The following is a 22,007-nucleotide window of genomic DNA, read 5'->3' on the forward strand; positions in this document are numbered from 1 at the left end:
AAGACCTCGTTCAATTCAGGTTTGAGCATGAAAATCGCTGCATTACTTGCGGTGGCATCGGCGCTGGTTGGCGCTGGATGCGCTGCAACACCACGGCTTGCTGATATGGCCGCCGAGCCAGCCGCCAACCCGTCATTTGGCACTGCATCAGTCAACTATCGATCGGTGTTGGGTTCTTATCAGCACCGCGAGCCCGTCGATCCGAAGAACTGGAGACAGCTCAACGAAGATCTTGCTCCGAAGGGAGAAGATTCGTGAGGTGGCCGACTTTGAAAAACATCGTCGCTGTCGCAGCGTCTCTGGTGGTCTCGGGCTGTGTGACGTCGGGCACCAGGCCCGATGTTTCAGATCCCGCCGCCGGGTTCAGCAAGGTTCAAGCCCGGACTTCGGGCGCGATTGGCAAACAGGCGGTCTGGGCACAATCACAGGCAGAAACTCGGGCGCTTGCGGATCGGACTCGCAGTCTCGTCTACAAGAAGACCATCGGCCCCGATACGGCTGTTCAGGTGGCGTTGCTGAACAATCGGGGACTGCAGGCGGCCTACGCCGAGGTGGGACTGTCAGCCGCTGACGTCTGGCAGGAAACAATGCCCGTCAATCCGACCGCTTCCGTCAGTTATAGCTCCATCGGCATCGGCCGCATCATCGAAACGGCGATTACGGGCAACATCCTTGCATTGATGACACAATCCAGACGCGTCGGCGTAGCCGATGCACGTTTCCGCCAAGCGCAATTGAAGGCGGCGGAGGAGACCCTGCGGATTGCTGCCGACACGCGGCGAGCCTGGATCAATGCCGTGTCGGCGTGGGAAACGGTTTCCTATCTCAACCGTTCACAAGTGGCGGCCGATGCTGCATCGGAACTTGCGCAAAAACTCGGAGAAACCGGAGCGTTTTCCAAATCCGGGCAAGCGCGAGAACACGTATTCAATGCCGAGCTTGCGGGCGAAACTGCAAAAGCGCGTCTGAATGCAAGGCTCGCCAAGGAAGAGCTGACCCGCCTAATGGGGTTGTGGGGGCAGGACGTGGACTACAGCATCCCCAACGCGCTCCCCGCGTTGCCGAAGGGACCGAGGAACAAATCGGGCATCGAGGCGGAAGCGCTCCGCAACCGGGTCGATCTTGATGTGGCGAAACTTGAACTTGAAGCAACCGCGAAATCGTACGGTCTCACCAACGCCACCCGCTACGTCAGTGATCTCCAGCTAATGGGCGGCGTCGAAGTCGAGCGCGAAGAGGAAGAAGGCGAAAAGAGGGACGTGGTTTCCGGTGCCGCCGAACTGGAATTCACGATCCCGATCTTCGACACCGGAAAGGCGCGCATGCGGAAGGCCGAGCTCTCGTACATGCGGGCGGCAAACCTTCTGGCCGAAAAAGCTGTGAACGCCCGGTCTGAGGTACGTTCCGCTTACCAGGCCTATCGTTCCAACTATGACATTGCCCGCCATTACCGCAGCAGCGTCCTGCCGCTCAGGGCAAAAATCGAAGAAGAGTCGGTGCTCACCTATAATGGCATGATCACGAATACCTTCGAACTTCTGGCCGACACCCGCGCCAAGATCAGCTCCAATATCCTCGCCCTAAACGCCAAACGCGAATTCTATCTTGCCGAAGTCAACCTCGGGACCGCCATTTACGGTGGTGGTTCGTCTGGCGGTGGCGGCGAAACCGAAGTCGCTTCTGCCGAAGCAGAGACAGGTGAAGAATGAACAAGGAACCGATAATGCTATCAAGACGCCAACTATTGGGCGCGGGTGCTGTTCTTGCAGGTGCCACCGCTTGGACCAAGACTTCGGCCATGGGCCTGCCCGATGCTCCGACGATGGAAGCGCCCGAAACCCAGCCGCCGCTGTTTCCGGTTTCGGGTCCGGATTATCAACCCGTCGCCACCATCAACGGCTGGACCTTGCCGCACCGCATGAACAACGGCGTGAAGGAGTTCCATCTGGTGGCGGAACCCGTGGAGCGGGAGTTCGCGCCCGGCATGACGGGTTATCTATGGGGCTATAACGGCCAGTCACCAGGTCCCACGATTGAAGCCGTCGAAGGCGACCGCGTCCGGGTTTTCGTGACCAACAAGCTGCCGGAACACACGAGCGTGCACTGGCATGGGATGATCCTTCCATCCGGCATGGATGGTGTAGTCGGACTGACCCAGCCAGGCATCCCGTCAGGGAAGACCTTCGTCTACGAGTTCGATCTCGTGAAGAGCGGCACCTTCATGTACCACCCGCACGCCGACGAGATGGTGCAGATGGCCATGGGCATGATGGGTTTCTTCGTCATTCATCCAAAAGACCCGAAATACATGCGCGTCGACCGGGACTTCGTGTTCCTGCTTAATGCCTACGATATCGACCCCGGCTCTTACGTTCCCCGCGTCATGGAAATGACCGATTTCAACATCTGGAGCTGGAACAGCCGGATATTCCCGGCGATCGATCCCCTGGTGGTGTCGATGAATGACCGGGTACGGGTGCGTGTCGGCAACCTCACGATGACCAATCATCCGATCCACATGCACGGATATGATTTCGAGGTCACCTGTACGGACGGAGGGTGGGTCCGCCCCGAAGCCCGATGGCCGGAAGTATCGATCGACATCCCGGTCGGTGCCATGCGAGCCTATGAATTCGATGCGGCTTATGCGGGCGACTGGGCCATCCACTGCCACAAGTCACACCACACCATGAACGCGATGGGGCACGACGTGCCGACGTTCATCGGCGTCGACAAATCAAAACTCGCCGACAAGATTCGCAAGGTGCAGCCGGAATATATGCCGATGGGGAACCGCGGCATGGCGGACATGGGCGAGATGGAAATGCCTCTGCCCGACAATACGATCCCGATGATGACGGGGACGGGTCAGTTCGGTCCGATCGAGATGGGCGGCATGTTCTCTGTCGTCAAGGTCCGTGAGGGCATCTCTGCCAAAGATTACGCGGACCCGGGATGGTATCAGCACCCGAAAGGTACTGTTGCCTACGAGTGGACTGGTGATCTGCCAACTCCCGAAAAAGCTGCTGGGCCTGAAACTCAAACTCCCGACGCCACCAAGCACTCCCAACGGCACAAAGGATGAGGAACTGCATCAACAACCACACGGAGACCGAAGCATGATGATTGAATTGAAATTGGTATTCGCCTTGATGGCGGCAATTGCCGTCACTCCCGCATTCGCTGCCGGCAATCACGCCGGAGGCCATGATGTCATGGAAATCGGCAAGCCCGGCACCAAGGCAGCGATAAAACGTACCGTCGTCATCTCAATGAAGGAGAAAGACGACGGCTCGATGGTATTCGAGCCGTCGGTATTGAAGGTCAAAAAGGGAGAAACCATTCGCCTCAAGTTCAACAACATGGGGGAAACCGACCATGAGTTCGTCATGGACCGCCACGAAGGCATTCAGGAGCACAAGGCTCTCATGCAGAAGTTCCCGGAGATGGAACATGCCGACCCCAACTCCATCCGCCTTGCCGCCGGAGGCAGCGGCGAAATCATCTGGACTTTCGCCAAGGCCGGTGATTTTGGCTTCGCTTGCCTCCTTCCCGGTCATTACGAGTCTGGCATGAAGGGCGAAATTACCGTCGCTCCATAACCCCCACTCCCAAATCAAACATGAACGAAGGAAACGGATATGAAGTTCGTCATAAAAATTGCATTGATCGCCGTTGCTGCAGCTGCCATTTCGACAGCATCAATGGCAGCCGAATTCACCAAAGGCGAAGTCAAGAAGATTGATCTGAAACAAAAGAAGATCACCATCAAGCATGAGGAACTGAAGAAACTCGAAATGCCGGCAATGACCATGGTTTTCGTCATCAGCGACGAAGCACTGCTTTCAAAGGCCAAAAAGGGTCAAACGATAGAGTTTGTAGCAGAGAAGGTGAATGGCAAGCTCACCGTTATTGACATCAAGTAAGTTGTCACCACCCGGCATCCGCATCTCAAAAAGCGGGCCGGTGTTGGGAATCCCTGGCCCTGAAGCTGGGATTTTGCACGTCGTGGCAACATCGCTGATAGCAATCTCACCTGCGGTTCGGTTTAGCTGCATGCAAAAATAGTAACCTTGGGGCTGCCTTCGTCTTGCGCTTGCTGCTGGTCACCCTCCGAGCAGTATGAGGCCTGTCATTCTGCTGGTCGTAGCTATTGATGGCAGCCCTATGACTGGTGGTCATTGTTGTCGAGCACCGAGGGTTTTACTCCAGGCGGGACTTTGAAATTGCCATAACCGCGCGCTGACACGTCGGTGCAGCAGTTTCACGAGACTGCTGCGCCAACTACCGCTAGGTGGTTTCCTATCCTGGAACCGGCCGCCGTTTTTTAGCTCTAGCCATGAGCGTCCAGCCGAGATCGAGCGATTCAACGAAACGTTCAAAGCGCCTTCCGACAAAAGCGCGGATTGGCCGGTTGACCGTGCGTGAATGCAATATTCGCAAAATCCCTTTGTTAGCTCGCGGTGTCACTGAGAATAGCTCCATGACTTCAAAGTCTTTCGACAACAACGTCGTCAACTCGTCTCTATCTACCCATAGTCGCAGCTGCCCCGGACCGGGCGGGGGGATGCGGTTATATCTTCGCAGAACAGGTCCGTTCTGGGTTGCCAGCATGAGTTGGCCGCCTTTCCGTAGGAGCGCCGCAATTTTGGCGACGAAGGCTGCCTGATCCTCCACGTGCGATAGAACTTCAAGTGTGACAATCACATCGAATTCTTCCAGGCCAAAGTCCAGCTGCATGAAGTCGCCGGCAACAAACTTGACGGATGGCAAGCGCGTTCGCGCTCGTCCGAGAACCTGGTCTGACAGATCTGTCGCCGTTACGTTGCCATATGCGGCCAGTTGCCCGCAGAACCAACCCGATCCACAACCAACCTCCAGAATCCTGAGATTGGTGCTATCTATTTGCGACAGCCAACTAGTCACGACCGCCGCTTGGCGGAAAGACACCTCATCAAGGTGCACCTCCCGGGTGGTTGCATTCCAATGGTTCCAAAAGTTCTGCTGTAGCGAGAGAGGGGGTTTCATGTCTGGGCCTTCCGAGTTCCGACGGCGGCCAAGGATGGAGTTTCCTTACAGGTTCCTTCTTGACTGTAAACATGCAAGTCTCCTTCGTCGTCGTAAGGCGTGCCATTGAAGCTTTGCTGGTGCGAAGGGATGTCCCGCCCGGGCTGCTTGGCAACAACCGGATACATTTTCGCAAACTGGTTCAGCAAAAGGTGTTGCTGCTCCTCAAGTTGTACTTGAACCAAAGCGTTTGTTCTGGCGAGTTGCGCAGTGATTTCATCGCTGTTGCCAAGAACCGCATTGGTATGCTGTTTTAGCACTTCGAAGTCGAAGCTCTCGATGTGCTGGCAGTAGTGCTGCCCGAACTGCGCCAGCAGGTAGTCATTCTTCATGTTGTAGCTCAGGGATATTGTGGGGCGGTCGAGTTTCAGCGCACAGACGACGTTGTGATAACGCGATACAACAACGGCGTCAGTCTGTGCGATTTCGGCCATTAACTCGTGGAGCGAACCACCGCACCCGACAGTGATCCGTTGCCGTTCGACATCTGGCCACTGCTCGACCACCATTTTAAGAACATCGTCTACCGCCGTCATGTCATGAACGTCTCCAGTAAGGAGCCGGACATCGTGTCCCTGTTCGATTAGCCAGCAGATGTAGGAAGACAATTTGCCCAAGTAGGACAGGTAAATGCTATCGCCCTCGGCGTTGTCCTTTGACCAACCGTGATAATCCATCACGCCAACGCCTACCACCTTGCGCTTATTTGCGATTGGCGACAGCTGCGATGGAAGCGGCAACCCAAAGGCGAGATCCGGGAAGCGACGGTCAAGGCTGACATCGACGCCATTATCTTTGAGGTATTGGTACGAGTAGTCGTCCCGGTAAGACCGATACTTCGCCAACCGCACAGCAGATTTGAGGAACCAACGGCTCAAGGAATTTTTGATTGGTCCTGCCCCGATACTGACAAAAGCGACTTGCACGCCTCTCAGGCGAGCCGCCAGACACCATCGGAACACGACAAAGGGCCAGCCGAATGCGGTTTCCTGGAAGTCATCCAATATGCCAGTTCCGGGAATGACAAGCACCCGCACGCCACGCAGTGTCGCAAAAAGATGGATGATGCTGAGCATGTTTCGGGGGAGGTCCCCCAGCATTCGGCTCATCCGGGCAGCACGATGGCCAGTAATGTCTACCCGGCCCTGCCTGACTGCGGCAACGCCATACCGGCTTGTGACGGTTTCCGGATTCGGACAGATACACAGCAGTTCGGCATCGGGTCGTGCCTCGCGAAGGAAACTTACCATCGCCTCGAGCGAGCCGTCATTGCCGGTGTTGCCGCTACCGAACATTCCCAGCATAGCAATCTTTGGCTCTTTCGTCTGAGCATTCTGAACGGCTGCGGGGTTTTTGACCGATGATGATGTAGTGCTGCTTTCCGCGTGGCGGACGCGATCGACGACTGTTGTGTGTTCAGTACTGGCCCCGCAAACTGTCTGCTCGCGTGTTAGCGGATTTGTATCGAGGGCGCGGCTGGATGAGGCTGGGGACCGCTGAGAAATTCTTCTCAACGCCCCTGTCATAGCTGGTAAGGCTTTCATTGATCTGATCCGTATCGTTGATGCTTGGGGCGACTTATCGACAGCTACGGTCTTGGTGGCCGATCAATGTTAAGGAAAGAATCGAAGCTTAAAACAGCCTGTGGCTTGGCAAACCAGGCCTGAGAGACGGGAAATAGGATCAGATTGAAAGACTGAGCCTGAGATGGCATCTCGTGAGATTGGAATGGTGAATGAGCATGATCGGCGCCCGGTAAACTACAGTCCGCATGGCAATGGGCCCGAACCTCTTGATGTTCGTCTTCACCCGAAATCGTGTGTTCAGCGGAATTACTGACGACGAATGAAGGCACTATCGAAGCCAATTGAAACATTGCCATGCCGATGCATAGCACAAACAGTACTAGCATTCGCGGGTAAGAAATGGCCGACCTTTTGGTCATCGAGTCGAAGTCCCTGAACAAGGCTGAACTATGGAACCATCTGCCGGTGACATCCATCCGCCACAAGGGCTGATATTTCACCATATCTAATTAGGAGAGGAGTTTTTCGTCCCTCGAATTTCTTAATCCGGTGCAACTGGAGACCGACACAATCACCCGGCTCGGCTCCCTTTCCGTTCGGGGAGATAAAGGCACCCGCCATTGCCGTCTATGTGTTATCGGCCGTTACCAGAACCTATGGCCGCATGATGATTGGACGTTGTGGTGCCGATCGCCAATTGGTGCGGAGTGACTCTCGGCTTTGCTCAGCGCGTTTGCAGTCAACCGAAGTTGGACGGCGTGAGCCGCCCTTCATTCCATTCTTATCGGTGTTTGCGCTTGGAAACCTCTTGCTCGATCCTTTGCCGGTTGCCGTTATATTTGAGAATAAGCTGCTCGGCGTCGTCCCGGCCAATCTTCAGCGCTTGCATCAGGTAATTGACCTCATATTTCTCCTCTGCGGAAACCGTGCTGCGGTCGCGTGCGCCTCGTTTGGTTTTGTCGTCAGCCATCGCCGTCCTCCTCGGCGGTTAGATCAAACACCTGCGCATGGTCGGCGACTTCCCGAAGTCCCTTGAAGGACGTGTGCCGTAGTTTGCCGTCATGCGTCCAGGCGCCGAACGTAACTTCGGCAACGAGTCTTGGTTCCGTGAAGACGAGGGTTTTGCCCTTGACTGGTGCGGCGGGCTTATCGGTACGAATGCCATCCAGTTGCCGTTTGAGGTCTCTGGCGAGTTTTGCCGAGAAGCCGGTTCCGACTGATCCGACATAGACAAGGTCATCGCCCTTACGGGCAGCGAGCAGCAGGCTGGCAATCGATCCTCGCACCTTGATTGAAGGCTCATAACCGATGACGGCAAAGCTCTCGCTCGTGTTGCATTTGATCTTGAGCCAGTCGCCCAAGCGACCGGATCTATAGATCTTGTTCTTGTCCTTCGCGATGATGCCTTCAAGCCCGAGCTTGCACGCATGCTTGAGCAGGGCTTCGCCATCTCCCTCGATCTCTTCCGACAACCGGATCGCGCCATCTGCATTCTCCAGAAGACCGTTGAGCAGGTGCCTTCGGGTCGATAGCTCGACGCCGGTCAGATCGTGACCGTCGAAATACAGAAGGTCAAAGGCATAGAGGATGGCGTTCCTTGCAGCGCGTGTCGCTCGGCGGCCGCCGAGGTCCTGTTGCAGCAGGCCGAAGTTCGGCAGGCCTTTCTCGTCGAGTACAACCGCCTCGCCATCGAGGATCATGGTCGCAGGTCCAAGTTCCTTCGCAGCGGCCACAATGGCCGGGAAATACGATGTCCAGTCGTGACCGCCTCGGGTGATGATCCGTATGCGCCTCGGTTCAATGTGTACGGCAAGCCTATAGCCGTCCCATTTCACCTCGTAGAGCCACTGATCGCCACTTGGTGGCTTCTTGACGAGCAGGGCGAGGGCGGGTTCGATCCGCACCGGCATGGGATCGAACGCAAGTTGGGCCTGGCGCTTGTCGCGCGGTTTAGCCGGTTTGCTCTTGAGTGCGCCATCGGCCTCGGAGAGAAGGCCTATTGTTTTAGGCTTTCGAGATGAGCTTCTTGCCATGCCTCTATTGAGGCAGAATTGAAGAGCAACGTAAATTACTCATAGTTCTTAGGGTTTCCAGAAGGTTTCGGGTGTGGTGAGGCCCGACGGGGTTGTGGTGGGCGGTCTACGCCGGGCCTCTTGCCGGAGTTGTCAACGCCCCGGCGGAAAACCAACCCGTCCTTCTGACCCACGTTCCGGGATTAGTACTAAGTGGTTAGCTGAGATGCCGCCCTTGGCTCCCGCCAAGCAGCAACTTCTTCATCTGGTGCGCGTTTAAAGCTTCGGGAGGAACTGCATGCAAATCTAGACACCGGTGACAAACTCAGTTCGCTACAACCGGGCGATCCTGTCAAAGTGCTCCGAGAAGAGGTGCAGGCAACTGTCCTCTCAAGCTCCGAAGCTGGCGTGAGCGTGACATACTCGGATGATGATCAAGAGGTGATACCTTGGGATTCCGGCCGCATTTGCGGACCGGAAAGCAAACCGTTCGCATAAGCCCAGATCGGGCTGTATTCAGTCACGGATCGCCATGGGACGTGGCGGACGGAGCGACCGGGCATTCCACCCCCCTTCCGGATAGCGTCACGGTTCCCAACTTGTTGTGGTGTAAATCTGCACGTTGACGGTCGCGGTCCCGTGGTCAAATTGGGAGGCGTTTTCAACCATCCAAATGAATGGAGCGACTATGGCTACGAAACTTGCAGATTTGAAATTGACGACTGGGCTTCTCATCGAGCTCAACCAGTGCGGGTATGAAACCGCTCAAGACCTAGCCGCGATGCGCTCTGCAGAGATACTTCGCCTTCCGGGGGATGGGCGGGGCCAACTTTCGACGAGATTGCTTCTGCTCTTGGCCGGCATCCTCGAAAATGGGATGAGCACCTGTAAAGGGCCGCACTTGCGCTATGTAGCCGCCGCCGGTGATCCGGTTGGCGGGCGGGTTCAGGGAACGTAAGCTGCCACGCGTTCCAGATGTAATAAAAACCAACCGATCGCTATAGCGATGGCAAGTGCAGCAAGGAATACCGAGCCGTAGAGGAAGTAGGGCGGGTCGCTTCGCCCATTTTCCGGATCGTCCTCAAAATGTGTTCGCATTGGATCACCCCTTTCGAATGATCTGACCATCATGCCAACAATACCATGCTGTCCGCATTGCTGGTTAAAATCTTTCGAGCTCATCCCAGCGGCCAAGGAGAACCCCAACATAAAGTGCAATAAATCGGAGTGTGGCTCTCAACGCCTTCTGCGAGTGCATTATTATCGTTGCTATACCCCGGCTCTCACCGCTGATACTCCGGAATATAGCTAGGCCGAGCTTACTCGGCAGTGGCTTGCTCTTGTTCCAGCGGAAGGGCTTGTTCACCGTGGACCACGTTCCGGCTCGTCAACGTAGTTGCACGCTTCCATGGCTGCTTGATGAATGCGAACCGCCCGCCTGAGAGGTATCCATCTAGGCACTTGAGGAGAACGTGGTGCTTAGCCGCCAGTACTCGGCTTTACACTAGAGCAGGTCAACGCGTTCTTTACTGCGGCATCCCCACTGTAAGCGGGTCCGTGAAAAACGTCACCAAGGCGAAGTAAACGACCGCAATCAGAATGATGACGAGTATGCAGGCGACCAGGGCAAACATTCTCATAACGGCTCGTCCTCCAGAAAGTGAGGCCCGCCGCCTGCGGTACACTACAGGTGCGGGGAGGGTGACGGCGAGCCTCTGTCGGAGGTGTGGGCGTTCCGACCGGCATCGAACTGTGGCCCCGGATTAATGTTCCGGCATTCTTTTGAGAAAGTGAGGCGACGCCGTCCTTGGGCTCGTCAGCGGACGACGCCTCGGCCCGAAGGGTTTAGCCTTGCACGATGGAGTTGACTTTAACGACATGCGTCGGAACTAATGCCGGTCTACAAAATGCTGCCAATTAACCCGAGCTCCAAGGCTTCCGGGGCGGTGATGTAGTAATTTCCCCTGGCGCGCTGATATAAGGTAGGCAGATCGATATTGCTGCCTTCAATCAGATTCTTGAAGCCCTGTTCCTCGATCCTTTGAGCCGTTTCCAGTACGGCCAGATGCTCACGTATGATCTGGATGTTGGCTTGCATGGGACCATCGAGCTGGATCGTTTCTTTCGTGCGGCGCTCGTGGACCAGTAGCGTGGTGTCATAGGTCAGGGCGCGATTTGCTATTGGGAATGCGGCCATAATTGTTATGCCCGCCGAATAGACGAAGGACTTACCGACAAAGTAAGCTTGCCGTCCGGAGTCGCGGATAAACAAGGAAATCTCCAGGGCAATCCTTCTTGCAGTATCGGCATCGCCGCCTTCAGTGGATAGTTCCAGCACCAGATCGTCTGGCCCAGAGCGAATCTGTTCCAGCTGGTTAACGACATCCCAAAACGTGCCAGTCCCGATAAGACCGAAAATTCGGATGTTGGGCTGGCTGAGTAATGCGTTTGGAGCGAGCATGCGTGTCGACTTCCTTTCGAGATTGCTGGATTCCTTTAGATGTTCAACTAATCAGGCGTACTATGTCTCGCGGAACGTGAACCCGCTTGCGGCGACAATGGACCGCGGCCGATACCATTCGCCTTTCTTTTGGATTTCCTTTCGATGATATATTTTTTGTTCGCAGCCATGCCGGCAATTAGCTCGAAGTCGCGAAAGCCCTTCTCGAAAAGCGCCACTACCATCCGTCTAAGATGATCGGCGCGGGGATGATCCGTGTGGGGGTCGCGGCGCAACCGTCGTGATGCACGATCGAAAGCCAAATCTAGAATGCGCTGCTCGGTTTCGGTGTACCGCATCTGCCACCCGGGTTTTGTTACGGCACTGCGAAACCGGCGTGGTTGAAGTTTGTTCCATTCGCTACCTGAAACTGTGGTTGTAATTACTGTGGAGGGCGGCTGCTGTGATGGAACGGACTTGCTCGGCGGACATTCGGCGGACGCTGAATGTGACGAGCAATTCCTCATCTTTCAGGCGTCTGACTTGCTCGCTGTTCATGCTGATAGGCGACTTTCCCTCAGCGCCGCGATGTTTGCGAGTAATTCTTCCTGCTCCACTGCCGCAAATGCAATGACCTCTTCATCACGCAGACCCCGGTCGTAAAGCGTCATTATACGGCGCGCCAGCCGGTCGGTAAATTCGTGATTTGGGCCGCGTCCAAGCTGCCTTGAGGCCTTGAAGAGGGCGCTCTGCATGACGTTCCAGTCTTCACGCGTATACAGTAGTTTCGTTAAACGATGAGAATAGTAAACCTCCGCGATTGATGCGGCGGGAGCACTCAACATCTCTCAATCGCAGGTGTGCCATTGCAAAAAAGACCAGCGACCCAGTTATTAAAAAACTCATCGTCAAGAGCGTCAATGCTATGTCTGCCGGTGGACGAAGCCTAGGCATGCGCATCTCATAAAGAACAGCATCAACGCTCTGACATGGGTCTGTGCTTTGCATCTGTAGAGTTTAAAAGATTACTCAAATCCTCTGCCTGTTCGGGAGGCATATCGATGGTAAAGAAGCCATTTACCACAGCCGGCAGCCCAGTGGATACATCATAGATAGCCCACTTTCCGTCCAATTGCTGCCTTGGCTCGTATTTCTTCTCCGCCATGCGGTACGTTTATTCCGGTCGCCTGAGCGGTGCAACCCTCATGGTGGTGTCAGCGGGTGAGCGACTGCAATCTCGTTTCATCGGATCTTGTTGCCGTGCGGTTGATGATAGTACGTCCCTTAGCGTCTCTCATCAGGTAACGGCCATCCTTGATGCGTTCACTCATTCCGTTCACATGGCGAACCTCGATAGGTCGACTCTCTAGTGTTCCTGGCTGGCCGACAACTCCTGTGTTGCCCTTCTTACCCGCGTTTGCGCCTTTTCCGTTGGCTCCCTTGCCACCAGAATTCCCGCTGCCGCTGTTGCTACCAGAATTACCGCCACCATTTCCGGCGTTCCCACCAGCATTGCCGCCACCGTTGCCCCCGCCGTTATCCTTTGCCAAGGCCGCCTGTAGCTGCAATCGAAGGACGTCACCATCAAAGGTGATATTGATAGGCGCCATGACGAGGCCGAGCACAATCGTCACGTTGCCAAGAGCTGGAATAATTCTAATACGAGCCAGCGTCGTAACCATCGTGCCTCCTCTCATTGGCCATCAAGTAAATGCCAGTGTCGCGGGAGAGGGGCCTTTACAAGCCTGATCGACCATCGTGGCCAGCTTCATCAACGCGCCGCAGGCGAGCTTTGTTCCGAATCTAATGGTCCGGACCTAGGCCTTTTGGACGATAGCCGGATGGCCACACATACCGCAGGCCGGAACGGGTGTATCTTCTCCATCACTGATCGGATAATTTTCCCTCCGTTTTAAATAACGGTCAGCTTGCTTGGGAGAAGAACGGAGAGTTGTCTCAGTGCTCGCGCAAACATCTTCCTCTTCTCCCTCATTGATGTGGACTATTCTGCGCCCTTTTCGCCAGGCGGCGGCACTGCGGGTGCTCATAGACCTCGGGATAATGGTTTTCGCATGGACCACAACTTTGCTGTCTTTGCTGCGATAGTAGTTGGAAGGAAAAAAGCTCAGATCAAAGAGCATTTGGCATCAACCCAATAAGGCCCGTGCGCGCCACATGTCCTGAAATGCGGAGCGCTCGTGACAACGCTCGTACCATGCCACGACGTTTGAATTGGATCTGGTCAATACGTCTTCCGTAATCGCGTAGCGCAATATTTCCGCAACATTCAGATCGGCGACCGTGAAGCGATTTCCGACGAGATAATGTTGATCAGACAGATGCTGATTGAGGATTTGAAAAGGGCGCTCGAGCATGCGGGACGCAGAGGCAAGCGTTTCTTTTCCCGCGCGCGTATCCTGCTCACCGGCATCGTGAACGTAGACGATTTTGATTGCGTGCTGTTCAATTTCATTGACCGCCCAAAAAGACCACATTTCGATCAGCCCTTCTTCCTGCAGGTTCTGAGCGCTGATCGATCCGCGATGCTTTCGCGCGAGGTAGAGGTTAATTGCGATAGATTCCCACAATACCAGTCCATCGTCATCTACTGTCGGAATCTGGCCATTCGGATTGACCCGGAGAAACGCTGGAGAAAGACTGTTGAACTTTGCGTCGGAGGCATGTGGATCATCGAGCAATCTTGCCTGAATCACGGGTATGCCTTTGAAATCGATGCCTAGTTCCCTCACCATCCAATAATTGCGTGATGCACGCGATTTGTAGACGCCATAGATTGTCAGCATAGATCGAACCCCCATCAAAGCTGGTCAAAAGAAAAATTTACCAAATTCACCTCCAACGCAGATAGAACCGGCTCCGGACTAGAACCCTACAGCCGGCATGTGCCCGGCTCGAGGGGCGGCGGTCTTCCGACGCCGAACCTCAGCCTAATAACCGAGCCAGACGCGGTTACGAATGCCCTTGGATATGTCCGACAAGGCGTTCTGCTTCCTCGGCAATCGCCAGGATGATGCCCGACTTGCGTGTGGAGGCAAAGTCCAGGCCTGCGAAGTAGAGGCCCGGCAGGGAACCGATGCCATCCGTGTGAGCAGGTTGTCCCGCGCTGTCGAGCGCGCGGGGAATCCTTATCCAACCGAAATCGCCCTTGAAACCCGTGCACCAGACCACACTCGTTACGCCTGAGCGGAAGAGATCGAGCGAATTGATCTTGGGATTGGGCCGACGCAGCGCGACTGTCTCCGCTAAGTCAGGCTCCGCAACGGGTGCATCTATCCCGGTGCGGCTGATATAGTCGTCGATATGGCGTTTGACATTGTCAGAGGCGTCATCCGCAAAGCGGGCATTGGCTTCGAGATCATCAGCAAACAAGAGGCTGCCGCCATCCTCGATGCTAGTGAGACGCCCAAGAAGTATGACAGCCTGAGTGCTCAGCGACTGAAGACTTATGGTACGCACCGACCCGAGCACACCCCGCGGAGGGATGCGGCCCGCTAGGCGAATGATTTCCTGCCGAGGCACGTCGAGAAACCCGCTATCGAGCAGCCAGACCATGATATCTCGGCCCCGGTATCGCCGTGGGAGCCGTCCGACGCGACTGGTCGCGAGGAAGACCGTTCGACCCGCTTCCGCCAATTCCTCCGCGATCTGAGCACCCGATTGGCCGCTCCCGACCACCAGCACCGCTCCGTCGGGTAGGTCCGATGCGCGGCGGTAACCGGAAGCATCGATCTGGCTGAGAGTTGGCGGCAAGGCGGCGGCCAAGACCGGTCGCACCGGACAATTCAGGCTGCCGCTTGCCACGATGACGTTGCGCGCCCAAAGCCTGCCCTGTGAGATGGTGATTCGATAGGCGCCATTCTCATAAGCGAGTTCGTTTACTGCGGTATCCGGTTCGATCGGCAGCGCATTGCGAAGGGCGAAACTCTCGAGGAGATCCACGAACTGGTCACGCGTCAGAGCACCATCCGGATCCGGTCCGTCATAGCTGTCGCCCGGCATAATGGTCTGCACGTTGGGAGTATTCATCCGAAATGAATCCCACCGCTGGGTGCGCCAGGTCTCTCCTACGCGGCCCCGCTCCAACACGCTGTGGCGCAGGCCTCGTCGCGCCAGCCAGTAGCTGACACCCAGACCGGCCCAGCCGGCGCCGATGACGACAGCATCCAGAACATCGCCGTCATTACTTAATTGCTGCAGTGATCTCATAATCGCCCCGGCAATCTTGCCACCCCGCAGCATTAAGCCTTGTCCGCCGCAATGAGTCCAGCACTGCCGCTACTAAGGCAGGATTGGCGTGGACGGCCGGAGCTAACAGCGCATCTCCACTAAGACTCCGCTTAAGCGAGGGAGCTATTCCAGCCGACGCCGGAATGAGGCCCAGCGCCGCCCATTTAAGGACGTTCTTCTCGCGCCGGACCTCTGCCAGAGATGGTGAGCTCCTCAGGCGGGCACGAAACAATCTGACTAGTAGAATGTTCCAGTTATGAGGAGCTGACGTTTCAGCTCTGTCCGCTATAGGACAGCAACTTTTCCTACTGTCGCAAGTTGGCGTGCGAATGGACGAACTCGGATTTCCAGATGTGGTGGTTTTAGGTCCGCGCTCGGGAGAGCAGCGGTTGCTCACCTCAGTGCCTGCAGCGTTGGCATTCATGATGGAGAGATGGCCTGGCCACACGGGGCCGAATAGACAGATAGCTCTTGATGCGCTGAACCTTGCCCTTGCTGGCAAAGGTTCTGCTGAAGACGCAAGAACCGCCTTCGTGTGCGCAGCTGACGAAGCAGGAATTTTGGCGCCGCTTGTTTAACGTTGTGAACGCTTTGACGGACAGACGTAGACTGCTAGACGTCCGGTGCGACTTCCTTTTGAGGCTCAGACTCAATCAACGCCGCTCGAAGTTGCTCTGGGCCACCGCTCGCCAGTTCATGGGCGTGCATCGTGTCCTGATTGATTCTCGTAATTTGGCCCTCATCAAGACGAAAAGCGCCGTCCATTCCGCCTTGCGAGAAGAAGTCGGTTTCCAGCTCTTCCCAGGTGCCAAGGAACTCACCGCACGTCGTGCAGGTGATAGGCGAGTGGCCTGAAAGCATGTGGGGAATTCTAAGGTAGATCGTCTTGCAGTTGGGGCAGTCCAGCTTGTGGTCCAGTTCCTGAGACATCTTGATGATCCCATGAAAGAGGCACTGACTCGCATACGAATATTCTGAAACTTGCGGTTTGCAAGTATGTGTCTGCTACCAGACACTGCTCTATGACCCATTATGCCAACGACTCATCAATCACACCGGTTCCAGCTTCAAATTGCAGTCAAGCGGAGGGCATGTAAGCGCCCTACGCCTTTTGGAGGATGTCCGGATAGCTACACATACCTAGGGCGGCAATGGGTGTATCTTCTCCATCCACTGATCGTATAATTTCCCTCCAATCGAGATAACGGTCAGCTTACTTGGGAGAAGAAGGGAGAGTTGTCTCCGCGCCCCGCGCGAACCTTTTCCTCTTCTCCCTCTTTGCCAGGCGGTACTACGGGTGTTCATAGACCTCCAGATGATGGTTTTCGCATGGATCACAACTTTGCTGTCTTCGCTGCGATAGTGGTCGTTGCTTATTTCTTATTGGCGATCTATCTCCCACCCTGGCCTAGGTAGCTGTGCACCAAGCCTCTTTTATGATTTCGGGGATTGGAGAGCCGACGGAAACGGATGTACTCTGTCATTTCCTGGCCGACTTGCCCCTTTCATTCACCGGTCAGGCGCTTCGGGAGGGAGAGAAAGAGACTGCTGCGGTGGGGGGCCTCCGCTTGTCGTGTCTTCACTCCCCTCCCATCAAACGCCAACGGAGCATTGGGCCACGGCTCACGGTCCAATCCACCATGAAGCGGCGGCGTGCTCAAAAACACCTTTAAATTACAACGAACCCTCTCAAATGATTGTTCATCATTCTGTGCATTTAATGGTGAATGAGAAGATGGCGCTTTCGTCACATACAACGTCTCAAGGCCTTTCTGCAGCGTTTTGCTGAGGAGGATGGCAACGTAGCTATTATCTTTGCGCTTTGCCTGCCACTCGTTATCGGTGGTGCGGGATTGGGTGTCGAAACATCTTACTGGTTTTACAGCGATTTGAAATTGCAAGCGGCGGCAGATGCATCTGCATATGCCGGTGCCCTAGAAAAGGCATCAGGATCGGGCACGCCCGCCATAGTTGCCGCCGCCACGTCTTCTGCGACGTCAAACTATTTCGAGACCTCGACAGGCGAGATCGAGGTCTTTACCCCTCCGTCGACTGGGCCGAATACGACAAAGCGCGCCGTAGAAGTGATCCTACACCAAAGGCTGGGCCGGTTCTTTACGTCGATCTATTCTCAAACCCCTGTCCTCACGCAGGCCAGAGCCGTCGCACTTATTGCTGAGGCGTCCAAGGCCTGCATTCTCGCACTTGATCCGTCCGCTTCCAATGCGGCCCTTTTTTCCGGCAGTTCAGACGTTAAGCTGAAGGGCTGTTCGGTAATAGCTAACTCGATAGATCCGAACGCGATCAAGGTACAAGGTTCCGCCAAACTCGAAGTGGATTGCCTCATCTCAGCCGGAGGCGTGGACACGGGCAACGGCGCTGTCAAGACTGTTTGTGCAGCGCCTATTACAAAAGCATCGATAGCGTCTGATCCCTTTGCCGGCATCGCCGCACCGCAAGCCTCGGCAACATGTCAGAACGCCAAGGCCAATTCGCTCAAGCCCGGGACATACTGCAGTGGACTTGCGCTCAGCGGCAACGTAAGCCTTTCTCCCGGCGTTTATGTCATCAAGGGCGGTGATTTCAAGATAAATGCAAATGCACGTGTCCAGGGGGACGGGGTCACAATTTACCTGGCGGAAGGTTCGCGTGTGAGCATGAACGGTAACGCAACCGTTCAACTTAGCGCTCCAACGTCCGGGGTTTATTCGGGCATATTGTTCTTTGGCGATCGATCGAGCGTCGGAGGATCCAACACGTTCAATGGAACGGCGGATTCACTACTTACCGGGGCGCTCTATTTTGCCGTGCAACAGGTCCGGTATCTCGGAAACTTTTCAGGAGAGGGCGGGTGCTCGCAAGTTGTCGCCGGAACCATCGAGTGGACAGGAAACACAGGCATCAACCAGGATTGTAGCAGCCTCGGAATGCGGGATATTCCGGCGGCGCAGTCCATCCAGCTGGTGGAGTAAAATGAAAACGCGCACGCCGCGGAAGTTTGGATGCGAGTCGGGCGTTGCGGCAATAGAGTTTGCCTTGATTGCTCCCATCCTTTGTCTGTTGTCACTCGGCATCATTGATGGCTGGTCCCTGGCATCAAGCGCATTGTCCATGCGCGCAGGCGTAAAAACAGCGGCCAATATGGTGATGCAAGGTGCTTCGGATGATGCGGCGATCGAACGGGTCGCGCTTGCAAGCTGGGACAGCCGTCCCGCGGATGCGCAGGTTCTGTTAACCCGTATATACATGTGCGGCGACAGCGTAGTCACGTCATCGATGTTGTGTGAAGGCTCAAAGACACCCTCAATCTTAATCCGCATTCAGGCGCAGGCGATGTGGACCGCACCGTACGACCTCGACATATATCCGGTTTCACGCGAGCTAAGTCATGAACAGGTGATACGTGTCCGGTAACCTTTCCTTCAAAGACGATGAGAGGGGAGGAACCGCGGTCGAGTTCGCACTCGTAGCGCCATTGCTGATGATGTTTTTGCTGGGCATTATTGTGTTCGGGTGGAGCATGAACGCAATGTCCAGCGTCCGGTACGCCCTCGAGGAGACCTCTCGGGCACTCCAGCTAAAAAATTCGCTGAGCCAAAATGAAGTCGAGGCGCTAGTGCGGGAACATGTAAGCCAGTTACGATTGCAAAATATCTCGGTGTCGTTGGCATTTGACCAACCTGACGGCGGGTTCAGAATGGCGCACGTTACTGCCACATACGCCTTTGTGGTTGAGATACCTTTGATCGACCAATATCCAGTGAGTTATGCTGCCTCTATAACAGTGCCCATGATTGCGCCGTAGGAGGCCGTCTGATCGATACCTTCAAAGGCCTGGTCGGCCACTGAGCCCTCTTTTGGCGAATAGAGTCTCGGAGGCCCGCAGGTGTTTCCCGGAGTTAGCGACCGTTTTTTTAGCGCTCCAAAGGAAACTGACACAGGGATTGCAGTGATTTAACCGCGTCGGACCTCCTACTCGTGTTTTCACCGCTCGTTGTTAAGAAAGCGATAGACGATGAGGCCAAAAGCCGATAGCGCCTGTATGGGCGTGACTTCAAGGCGCAAAGCAAAAAACCTAGCGGATCTAGGCAGGCAGTTTAAGCGTGAACCGAGTCGAGGCGTGATCAGATGATGCAGATAACGTTCCGCCATGTGCCTGAGCAATTTGCGCACAAATGTATAGGCCAAGGCCAAGACCTTGGTGACTTGCCCTTTCAGCCTCACGTTTGAATGGTTGGAACAGGTTTTGGAGTACGGAAGGTGGGATCGGAAGCCCGGTGTTTGCGACTGTTAATTCAAAACCCGATGCGTTCTGTGTAGCGGTTATGGAAACGGGCCCATCGTGCGCACCATGGGTCAAAGCGTTTGCGACCAAGTTGGACACGAGCTGCGACAATCGCCCGGGATCGCATAGTGCCGGGAGAGGAAGATCAAGCTGAGTTTTGATCTGCCTGTCAGGGTTCGAGATCCGAAGTTCTTCAATTGCGTGTAAAAGAACTGGTTCGAGAAGCACCGGATGCAGGTCGAGCGAAATCCCGCCACCAAGTCTCCCCCGTGCGAAATCCAGAATGTCATCAATCAACGCTGCCATGCGTATCGTGCTCGATCTGACAAGATCAACGATAGCAACTGCCCTTCGATCGAGCGGTCTCTTGGCGAGCAGCCGGATGCCAGCATCGATGGATGCCAAAGGGTTGCGGAGATCGTGGCCCAGAACAGCGATGAACTGCTCGCGCAAGGCGGACACCTCTTGCTCCGATCGAAGGCCTTTGACGGCCTGTGCTCGTTCCTCACGAAGGTTCTGCTCATATTTTCGTCGATCAACCGCGCGAAAGAATGTGAAGCGGACGAACATGACAGAGCCCTGTTCGTCCTTTCGCTCCATGGCGTTGGCAATCACCGGAAGTCGCTTGCCGTGACTGCCAATCAACTCGAGCGCCACCTCGTCGAACATTCCCTGCATGTGGAGCAAGGGACGCAGGTGTGTCTCGAAAAAGATCTTACCTCCTATACTGAGAAGGTCGGTTACGTTCATTTTTGTGAGGTCTTCAGGGTTATAGCCCAACCAGGCACCCACACGGGCGTTCGCCCGCAATATCACGCCCGTGGGTGATGCTATTACATACCCGTTGAGCGACCGATCAAAGAAGTCTTCGAAGTCGTCTATAAGGCTGTCATCTGCCTGTTGAGAGTTCATCCAGATATTCTTTGATATGTGCTATGGTTTCCTCAGGTGCGCTTAGATTCGGACAATGGCCAGTCGCTTTCATAACTACAAGCCTGCTGCCGGGAATATTCCGGTGGACGTATTCGCCCACCGCTTCCGGCGCAATCACATCATTCGAGCATTGGAGAACAAGAACCGGGATGTCGATCCCCGAAATCTCCGGTCGCGTGTCGGATAGAAACGTCGTGTGGGCAAAGTGCTTGGCGATGGCAGGATCGGTCCGGCAGAAGCTGTTGGTCAGTTCCTCAACCAGTTCAGTTCGATCTGGATTGCCCATAATTACGGGTGCCATTGCTGCGGACCAACCAAGATGGTTGGTATCGAGAAACTCCAGCAGTTCTTCCATTTGCGGCAGCGTAAAGCCGCCAACATAGCCGTCATCGTTGATATAGCACGGGGACGGTCCAACCAGGACAAGCGCCTTGAACATTTCACGGGCTTTCTTGGCAGCAATAATACCGATCATTGCACTGACCGAGTGGCCTACGAAAACGGCGTCCTTTATTGCAAGTTCACGACCGATCTCGACAATGTCGTCGGCATATCCCTCAAGCGAACCATACTTCTCGTAAGAATATGCTGACAGATCCGATCCGCCAGCGCCGACATTATCAAACAATACCGTCTTATATTGGTCTTCGAAGGCTGGAGACACATAGCGCCACATGGCCTTATCGCAGCCAAAGCCATGCGCAAACATGATCGTACCAGGACCTTCCCCGTACACAGACACGTTGTTCCGTTCAAGGATACCCATCAAAGCTCTCGCGTTACTGCATTAGGAAACATAGCGTATTGAAGAGGATAACATACGTCATCGCGCAACTGCTGCAATACTCCTGTTGATCACGGCGGCATCGTCGAACAATCGGGCCTCTTAATGTCGTTGCAATAATTCTGATTGCGATTGGGCTCGCTTTGGCCATCTCCCAGCTACGTGAGCGCTTACGGGGACCTTGTTAGCCTCCCCCTACGTCTGAGATCTTGGTTATTAAGAAGGTCGACCAGGTCGTTCGCTTCCTCGGCGCTCATGCCGACACCGAACATTTCCAACACCAGCGTAGGCGAACCTGTGAACACGTCATAGACCGTCCAAGTGCCATCGACTTCTTGTCCAAGGTCATACCTTAGAGTTGCCATTGATTCACCCGTCAACTCAATGTGGCTCGCGGCATCGAACGTTCGCTCACGAGGAACAACTTAGTTGCTCGACACTTTCCAACGTCAAGGCGCTGTCCGATGCTGGAACCATGCTCACGCCGCTGTCAGTTGGGGCGATGTAGGCTGTGCGGGTGGAGCAACTTTCGGAATGCTCGGCTGATCGGTCTCCGCGAGCCAGCCATACGCCGTCTGTATTTCATTCTAAGAAAGTTACCAAGCTTTGCACCACTGTTTTTCATGACACCCTCTATTCGCCAGCATCTCCCTTGTGCTCGCTGCAATACCACTCCAGGCCATAGCGCTTGTCAAATCCGAATGCGCCCCAC

General features: G+C 55.2%; 24 protein-coding genes. 10 read left to right on the plus strand and 14 right to left on the minus strand.

Annotation, left to right across the window (positions count from 1 at the left end):
- Positions 1 to 27 precede the first annotated feature (27 nt).
- The 5 genes from CU100_RS09850 to CU100_RS09870 are packed head-to-tail and all read left to right on the plus strand — an operon-like array spanning position 28 to position 3,926.
- Positions 28 to 258, plus strand: coding sequence for a hypothetical protein (locus tag CU100_RS09850; protein ID WP_106716418.1), 231 nt, complete (start codon positions 28 to 30; stop codon positions 256 to 258).
- Complete coding sequence (locus tag CU100_RS09855; RefSeq protein ID WP_106716419.1) at positions 255 to 1,709, plus strand: TolC family protein; 1,455 nt, start codon at positions 255 to 257, stop codon at positions 1,707 to 1,709. Before CU100_RS09850 ends, CU100_RS09855 begins: the two co-directional genes overlap by 4 nt.
- A 14-nt stretch (positions 1,710 to 1,723) precedes the next feature.
- Positions 1,724 to 3,085 (plus strand): multicopper oxidase family protein, encoded by a 1,362-nt coding sequence (locus CU100_RS09860; protein ID WP_106717205.1) that lies wholly within the window; start codon positions 1,724 to 1,726, stop codon positions 3,083 to 3,085.
- A 34-nt stretch (positions 3,086 to 3,119) separates the two neighbouring features.
- Complete coding sequence (locus CU100_RS09865; RefSeq protein ID WP_245418984.1) at positions 3,120 to 3,602, plus strand: cupredoxin domain-containing protein; 483 nt, start codon at positions 3,120 to 3,122, stop codon at positions 3,600 to 3,602.
- A gap of 39 nt (positions 3,603 to 3,641) precedes the next feature.
- Complete coding sequence (locus CU100_RS09870) at positions 3,642 to 3,926, plus strand: copper-binding protein (protein WP_106716420.1); 285 nt, start codon at positions 3,642 to 3,644, stop codon at positions 3,924 to 3,926.
- A gap of 376 nt (positions 3,927 to 4,302) precedes the next feature.
- Here the strand turns inward: CU100_RS09870 and CU100_RS09875 are convergent, their stop codons facing one another.
- The 4 genes from CU100_RS09875 to ligD form a co-directional block, all read right to left on the minus strand.
- Positions 4,303 to 5,028 carry a class I SAM-dependent methyltransferase gene (locus CU100_RS09875; protein WP_106716421.1) on the minus strand — a complete coding sequence of 242 codons (726 nt, stop codon included), beginning with the start codon at positions 5,026 to 5,028 and terminating at the stop codon, positions 4,303 to 4,305.
- Positions 5,025 to 6,611, minus strand: coding sequence for a polysaccharide pyruvyl transferase family protein (locus tag CU100_RS09880; RefSeq protein WP_106716422.1), 1,587 nt, complete (start codon positions 6,609 to 6,611; stop codon positions 5,025 to 5,027). Before CU100_RS09880 ends, CU100_RS09875 begins: the two co-directional genes overlap by 4 nt.
- Positions 6,612 to 7,374: 763 nt before the next feature.
- Entirely contained in the window at positions 7,375 to 7,563 is a 189-nt protein-coding gene (locus CU100_RS09890) for a DUF3606 domain-containing protein (RefSeq protein ID WP_106716424.1), read from the minus strand.
- Positions 7,556 to 8,626 (minus strand): non-homologous end-joining DNA ligase, encoded by a 1,071-nt coding sequence (ligD, locus tag CU100_RS09895; RefSeq protein ID WP_106716425.1) that lies wholly within the window; start codon positions 8,624 to 8,626, stop codon positions 7,556 to 7,558. Before ligD ends, CU100_RS09890 begins: the two co-directional genes overlap by 8 nt.
- A 667-nt stretch (positions 8,627 to 9,293) precedes the next feature.
- On the opposite strand from ligD, the gene CU100_RS09900 reads away from it, so the two are divergent.
- A complete protein-coding gene (locus CU100_RS09900; RefSeq protein WP_342588303.1) occupies positions 9,294 to 9,563 on the plus strand; it encodes a hypothetical protein in 270 nt (89 codons plus the stop codon).
- On the opposite strand, the gene CU100_RS26825 is transcribed toward CU100_RS09900, so the two are convergent.
- From CU100_RS26825 to CU100_RS09935, 7 genes are all read right to left on the minus strand, one after another.
- A complete protein-coding gene (locus tag CU100_RS26825) occupies positions 9,551 to 9,703 on the minus strand; it encodes a hypothetical protein (protein WP_170113792.1) in 153 nt (50 codons plus the stop codon). The genes CU100_RS09900 and CU100_RS26825 overlap by 13 nt on opposite strands.
- An 802-nt stretch (positions 9,704 to 10,505) precedes the next feature.
- Entirely contained in the window at positions 10,506 to 11,066 is a 561-nt protein-coding gene (locus CU100_RS09910) for a Clp protease/crotonase-like domain-containing protein (protein WP_106716427.1), read from the minus strand.
- A 533-nt stretch (positions 11,067 to 11,599) separates the two neighbouring features.
- Complete coding sequence (locus CU100_RS09915) at positions 11,600 to 11,800, minus strand: hypothetical protein (RefSeq protein ID WP_106716428.1); 201 nt, start codon at positions 11,798 to 11,800, stop codon at positions 11,600 to 11,602.
- 459 nt (positions 11,801 to 12,259) lie between these two features.
- Complete coding sequence (locus CU100_RS09925) at positions 12,260 to 12,727, minus strand: hypothetical protein (protein WP_106716430.1); 468 nt, start codon at positions 12,725 to 12,727, stop codon at positions 12,260 to 12,262.
- Positions 12,728 to 12,862: 135 nt separating this feature from the next.
- Positions 12,863 to 13,186: a hypothetical protein gene (locus CU100_RS27070; RefSeq protein ID WP_183635445.1), complete on the minus strand. Its 324-nt coding sequence runs from the start codon at positions 13,184 to 13,186 to the stop codon at positions 12,863 to 12,865.
- A gap of 6 nt (positions 13,187 to 13,192) precedes the next feature.
- Entirely contained in the window at positions 13,193 to 13,849 is a 657-nt protein-coding gene (locus tag CU100_RS09930) for a glutathione S-transferase family protein (protein WP_106717207.1), read from the minus strand.
- 166 nt (positions 13,850 to 14,015) lie between these two features.
- A complete protein-coding gene (locus CU100_RS09935) occupies positions 14,016 to 15,305 on the minus strand; it encodes a flavin-containing monooxygenase (RefSeq protein WP_106716431.1) in 1,290 nt (429 codons plus the stop codon).
- Positions 15,306 to 15,622: 317 nt separating this feature from the next.
- Here CU100_RS09935 and CU100_RS09940 point away from each other — a divergent pair, with 317 nt between their 5' ends.
- Positions 15,623 to 15,871 carry a DUF982 domain-containing protein gene (locus tag CU100_RS09940; protein ID WP_106716432.1) on the plus strand — a complete coding sequence of 83 codons (249 nt, stop codon included), beginning with the start codon at positions 15,623 to 15,625 and terminating at the stop codon, positions 15,869 to 15,871.
- Positions 15,872 to 15,905: 34 nt separating this feature from the next.
- Here the strand turns inward: CU100_RS09940 and CU100_RS09945 are convergent, their stop codons facing one another.
- Positions 15,906 to 16,223, minus strand: a complete 318-nt coding sequence (locus CU100_RS09945; RefSeq protein ID WP_183635447.1) for a hypothetical protein — start codon at positions 16,221 to 16,223, stop codon at positions 15,906 to 15,908.
- Positions 16,224 to 17,020: 797 nt separating this feature from the next.
- Here CU100_RS09945 and CU100_RS09950 point away from each other — a divergent pair.
- The 3 genes from CU100_RS09950 to CU100_RS09960 are packed head-to-tail and all read left to right on the plus strand — an operon-like array spanning position 17,021 to position 19,098.
- Positions 17,021 to 18,265 carry a pilus assembly protein TadG-related protein gene (locus tag CU100_RS09950; RefSeq protein ID WP_106716433.1) on the plus strand — a complete coding sequence of 415 codons (1,245 nt, stop codon included), beginning with the start codon at positions 17,021 to 17,023 and terminating at the stop codon, positions 18,263 to 18,265.
- Between the two features lies 1 nt (position 18,266).
- On the plus strand, positions 18,267 to 18,707 hold the full coding sequence (locus tag CU100_RS09955) for a TadE/TadG family type IV pilus assembly protein (protein WP_106716434.1): 441 nt from the start codon (positions 18,267 to 18,269) through the stop codon (positions 18,705 to 18,707).
- Positions 18,697 to 19,098 (plus strand): TadE/TadG family type IV pilus assembly protein, encoded by a 402-nt coding sequence (locus CU100_RS09960; RefSeq protein WP_280951592.1) that lies wholly within the window; start codon positions 18,697 to 18,699, stop codon positions 19,096 to 19,098. Before CU100_RS09955 ends, CU100_RS09960 begins: the two co-directional genes overlap by 11 nt.
- Positions 19,099 to 19,377: 279 nt before the next feature.
- Here CU100_RS09960 and CU100_RS09965 read toward each other — a convergent pair whose 3' ends face one another.
- Both CU100_RS09965 and CU100_RS09970 read right to left on the minus strand, forming a co-directional pair.
- Positions 19,378 to 20,490: a PAS domain-containing sensor histidine kinase gene (locus tag CU100_RS09965; RefSeq protein WP_106716435.1), complete on the minus strand. Its 1,113-nt coding sequence runs from the start codon at positions 20,488 to 20,490 to the stop codon at positions 19,378 to 19,380.
- Positions 20,468 to 21,277 (minus strand): alpha/beta fold hydrolase, encoded by an 810-nt coding sequence (locus CU100_RS09970; protein WP_106716436.1) that lies wholly within the window; start codon positions 21,275 to 21,277, stop codon positions 20,468 to 20,470. Before CU100_RS09970 ends, CU100_RS09965 begins: the two co-directional genes overlap by 23 nt.
- Positions 21,278 to 22,007: the final 730 nt, after the last annotated feature.

Source organism: Phyllobacterium endophyticum (assembly GCF_003010935.1).
GTDB lineage: Bacteria > Pseudomonadota > Alphaproteobacteria > Rhizobiales > Rhizobiaceae > Phyllobacterium > Phyllobacterium endophyticum.

Bases quoted from the DNA above. Each gene is read 5' to 3' on its own strand.
- CU100_RS26825 (WP_170113792.1), bottom strand. From the start codon at position 9,703: ATGCGAACACATTTTGAGGACGATCCGGAAAATGGGCGAAGCGACCCG.
- CU100_RS09850 (WP_106716418.1), top strand. From the start codon at position 28: ATGAAAATCGCTGCATTACTTGCGGTGGCATCGGCGCTGGTTGGCGCT.
- CU100_RS09860 (WP_106717205.1), top strand. From the start codon at position 1,724: ATGCTATCAAGACGCCAACTATTGGGCGCGGGTGCTGTTCTTGCAGGT.
- CU100_RS09890 (WP_106716424.1), bottom strand. From the start codon at position 7,563: ATGGCTGACGACAAAACCAAACGAGGCGCACGCGACCGCAGCACGGTT.
- CU100_RS09935 (WP_106716431.1), bottom strand. From the start codon at position 15,305: ATGCTGCGGGGTGGCAAGATTGCCGGGGCGATTATGAGATCACTGCAG.
- CU100_RS09950 (WP_106716433.1), top strand. From the start codon at position 17,021: ATGAGAAGATGGCGCTTTCGTCACATACAACGTCTCAAGGCCTTTCTG.
- CU100_RS09915 (WP_106716428.1), bottom strand. From the start codon at position 11,800: ATGCAGAGCGCCCTCTTCAAGGCCTCAAGGCAGCTTGGACGCGGCCCA.
- ligD (WP_106716425.1), bottom strand. From the start codon at position 8,626: ATGGCAAGAAGCTCATCTCGAAAGCCTAAAACAATAGGCCTTCTCTCC.
- CU100_RS09925 (WP_106716430.1), bottom strand. From the start codon at position 12,727: ATGGTTACGACGCTGGCTCGTATTAGAATTATTCCAGCTCTTGGCAAC.
- CU100_RS09945 (WP_183635447.1), bottom strand. From the start codon at position 16,223: ATGTCTCAGGAACTGGACCACAAGCTGGACTGCCCCAACTGCAAGACG.
- CU100_RS09930 (WP_106717207.1), bottom strand. From the start codon at position 13,849: ATGCTGACAATCTATGGCGTCTACAAATCGCGTGCATCACGCAATTAT.
- CU100_RS09940 (WP_106716432.1), top strand. From the start codon at position 15,623: ATGGACGAACTCGGATTTCCAGATGTGGTGGTTTTAGGTCCGCGCTCG.
- CU100_RS27070 (WP_183635445.1), bottom strand. From the start codon at position 13,186: ATGCTCTTTGATCTGAGCTTTTTTCCTTCCAACTACTATCGCAGCAAA.
- CU100_RS09865 (WP_245418984.1), top strand. From the start codon at position 3,120: ATGATGATTGAATTGAAATTGGTATTCGCCTTGATGGCGGCAATTGCC.
- CU100_RS09970 (WP_106716436.1), bottom strand. From the start codon at position 21,277: ATGGGTATCCTTGAACGGAACAACGTGTCTGTGTACGGGGAAGGTCCT.
- CU100_RS09955 (WP_106716434.1), top strand. From the start codon at position 18,267: ATGAAAACGCGCACGCCGCGGAAGTTTGGATGCGAGTCGGGCGTTGCG.
- CU100_RS09965 (WP_106716435.1), bottom strand. From the start codon at position 20,490: ATGAACTCTCAACAGGCAGATGACAGCCTTATAGACGACTTCGAAGAC.
- CU100_RS09900 (WP_342588303.1), top strand. From the start codon at position 9,294: ATGGCTACGAAACTTGCAGATTTGAAATTGACGACTGGGCTTCTCATC.
- CU100_RS09875 (WP_106716421.1), bottom strand. From the start codon at position 5,028: ATGAAACCCCCTCTCTCGCTACAGCAGAACTTTTGGAACCATTGGAAT.
- CU100_RS09910 (WP_106716427.1), bottom strand. From the start codon at position 11,066: ATGCTCGCTCCAAACGCATTACTCAGCCAGCCCAACATCCGAATTTTC.
- CU100_RS09870 (WP_106716420.1), top strand. From the start codon at position 3,642: ATGAAGTTCGTCATAAAAATTGCATTGATCGCCGTTGCTGCAGCTGCC.
- CU100_RS09880 (WP_106716422.1), bottom strand. From the start codon at position 6,611: ATGAAAGCCTTACCAGCTATGACAGGGGCGTTGAGAAGAATTTCTCAG.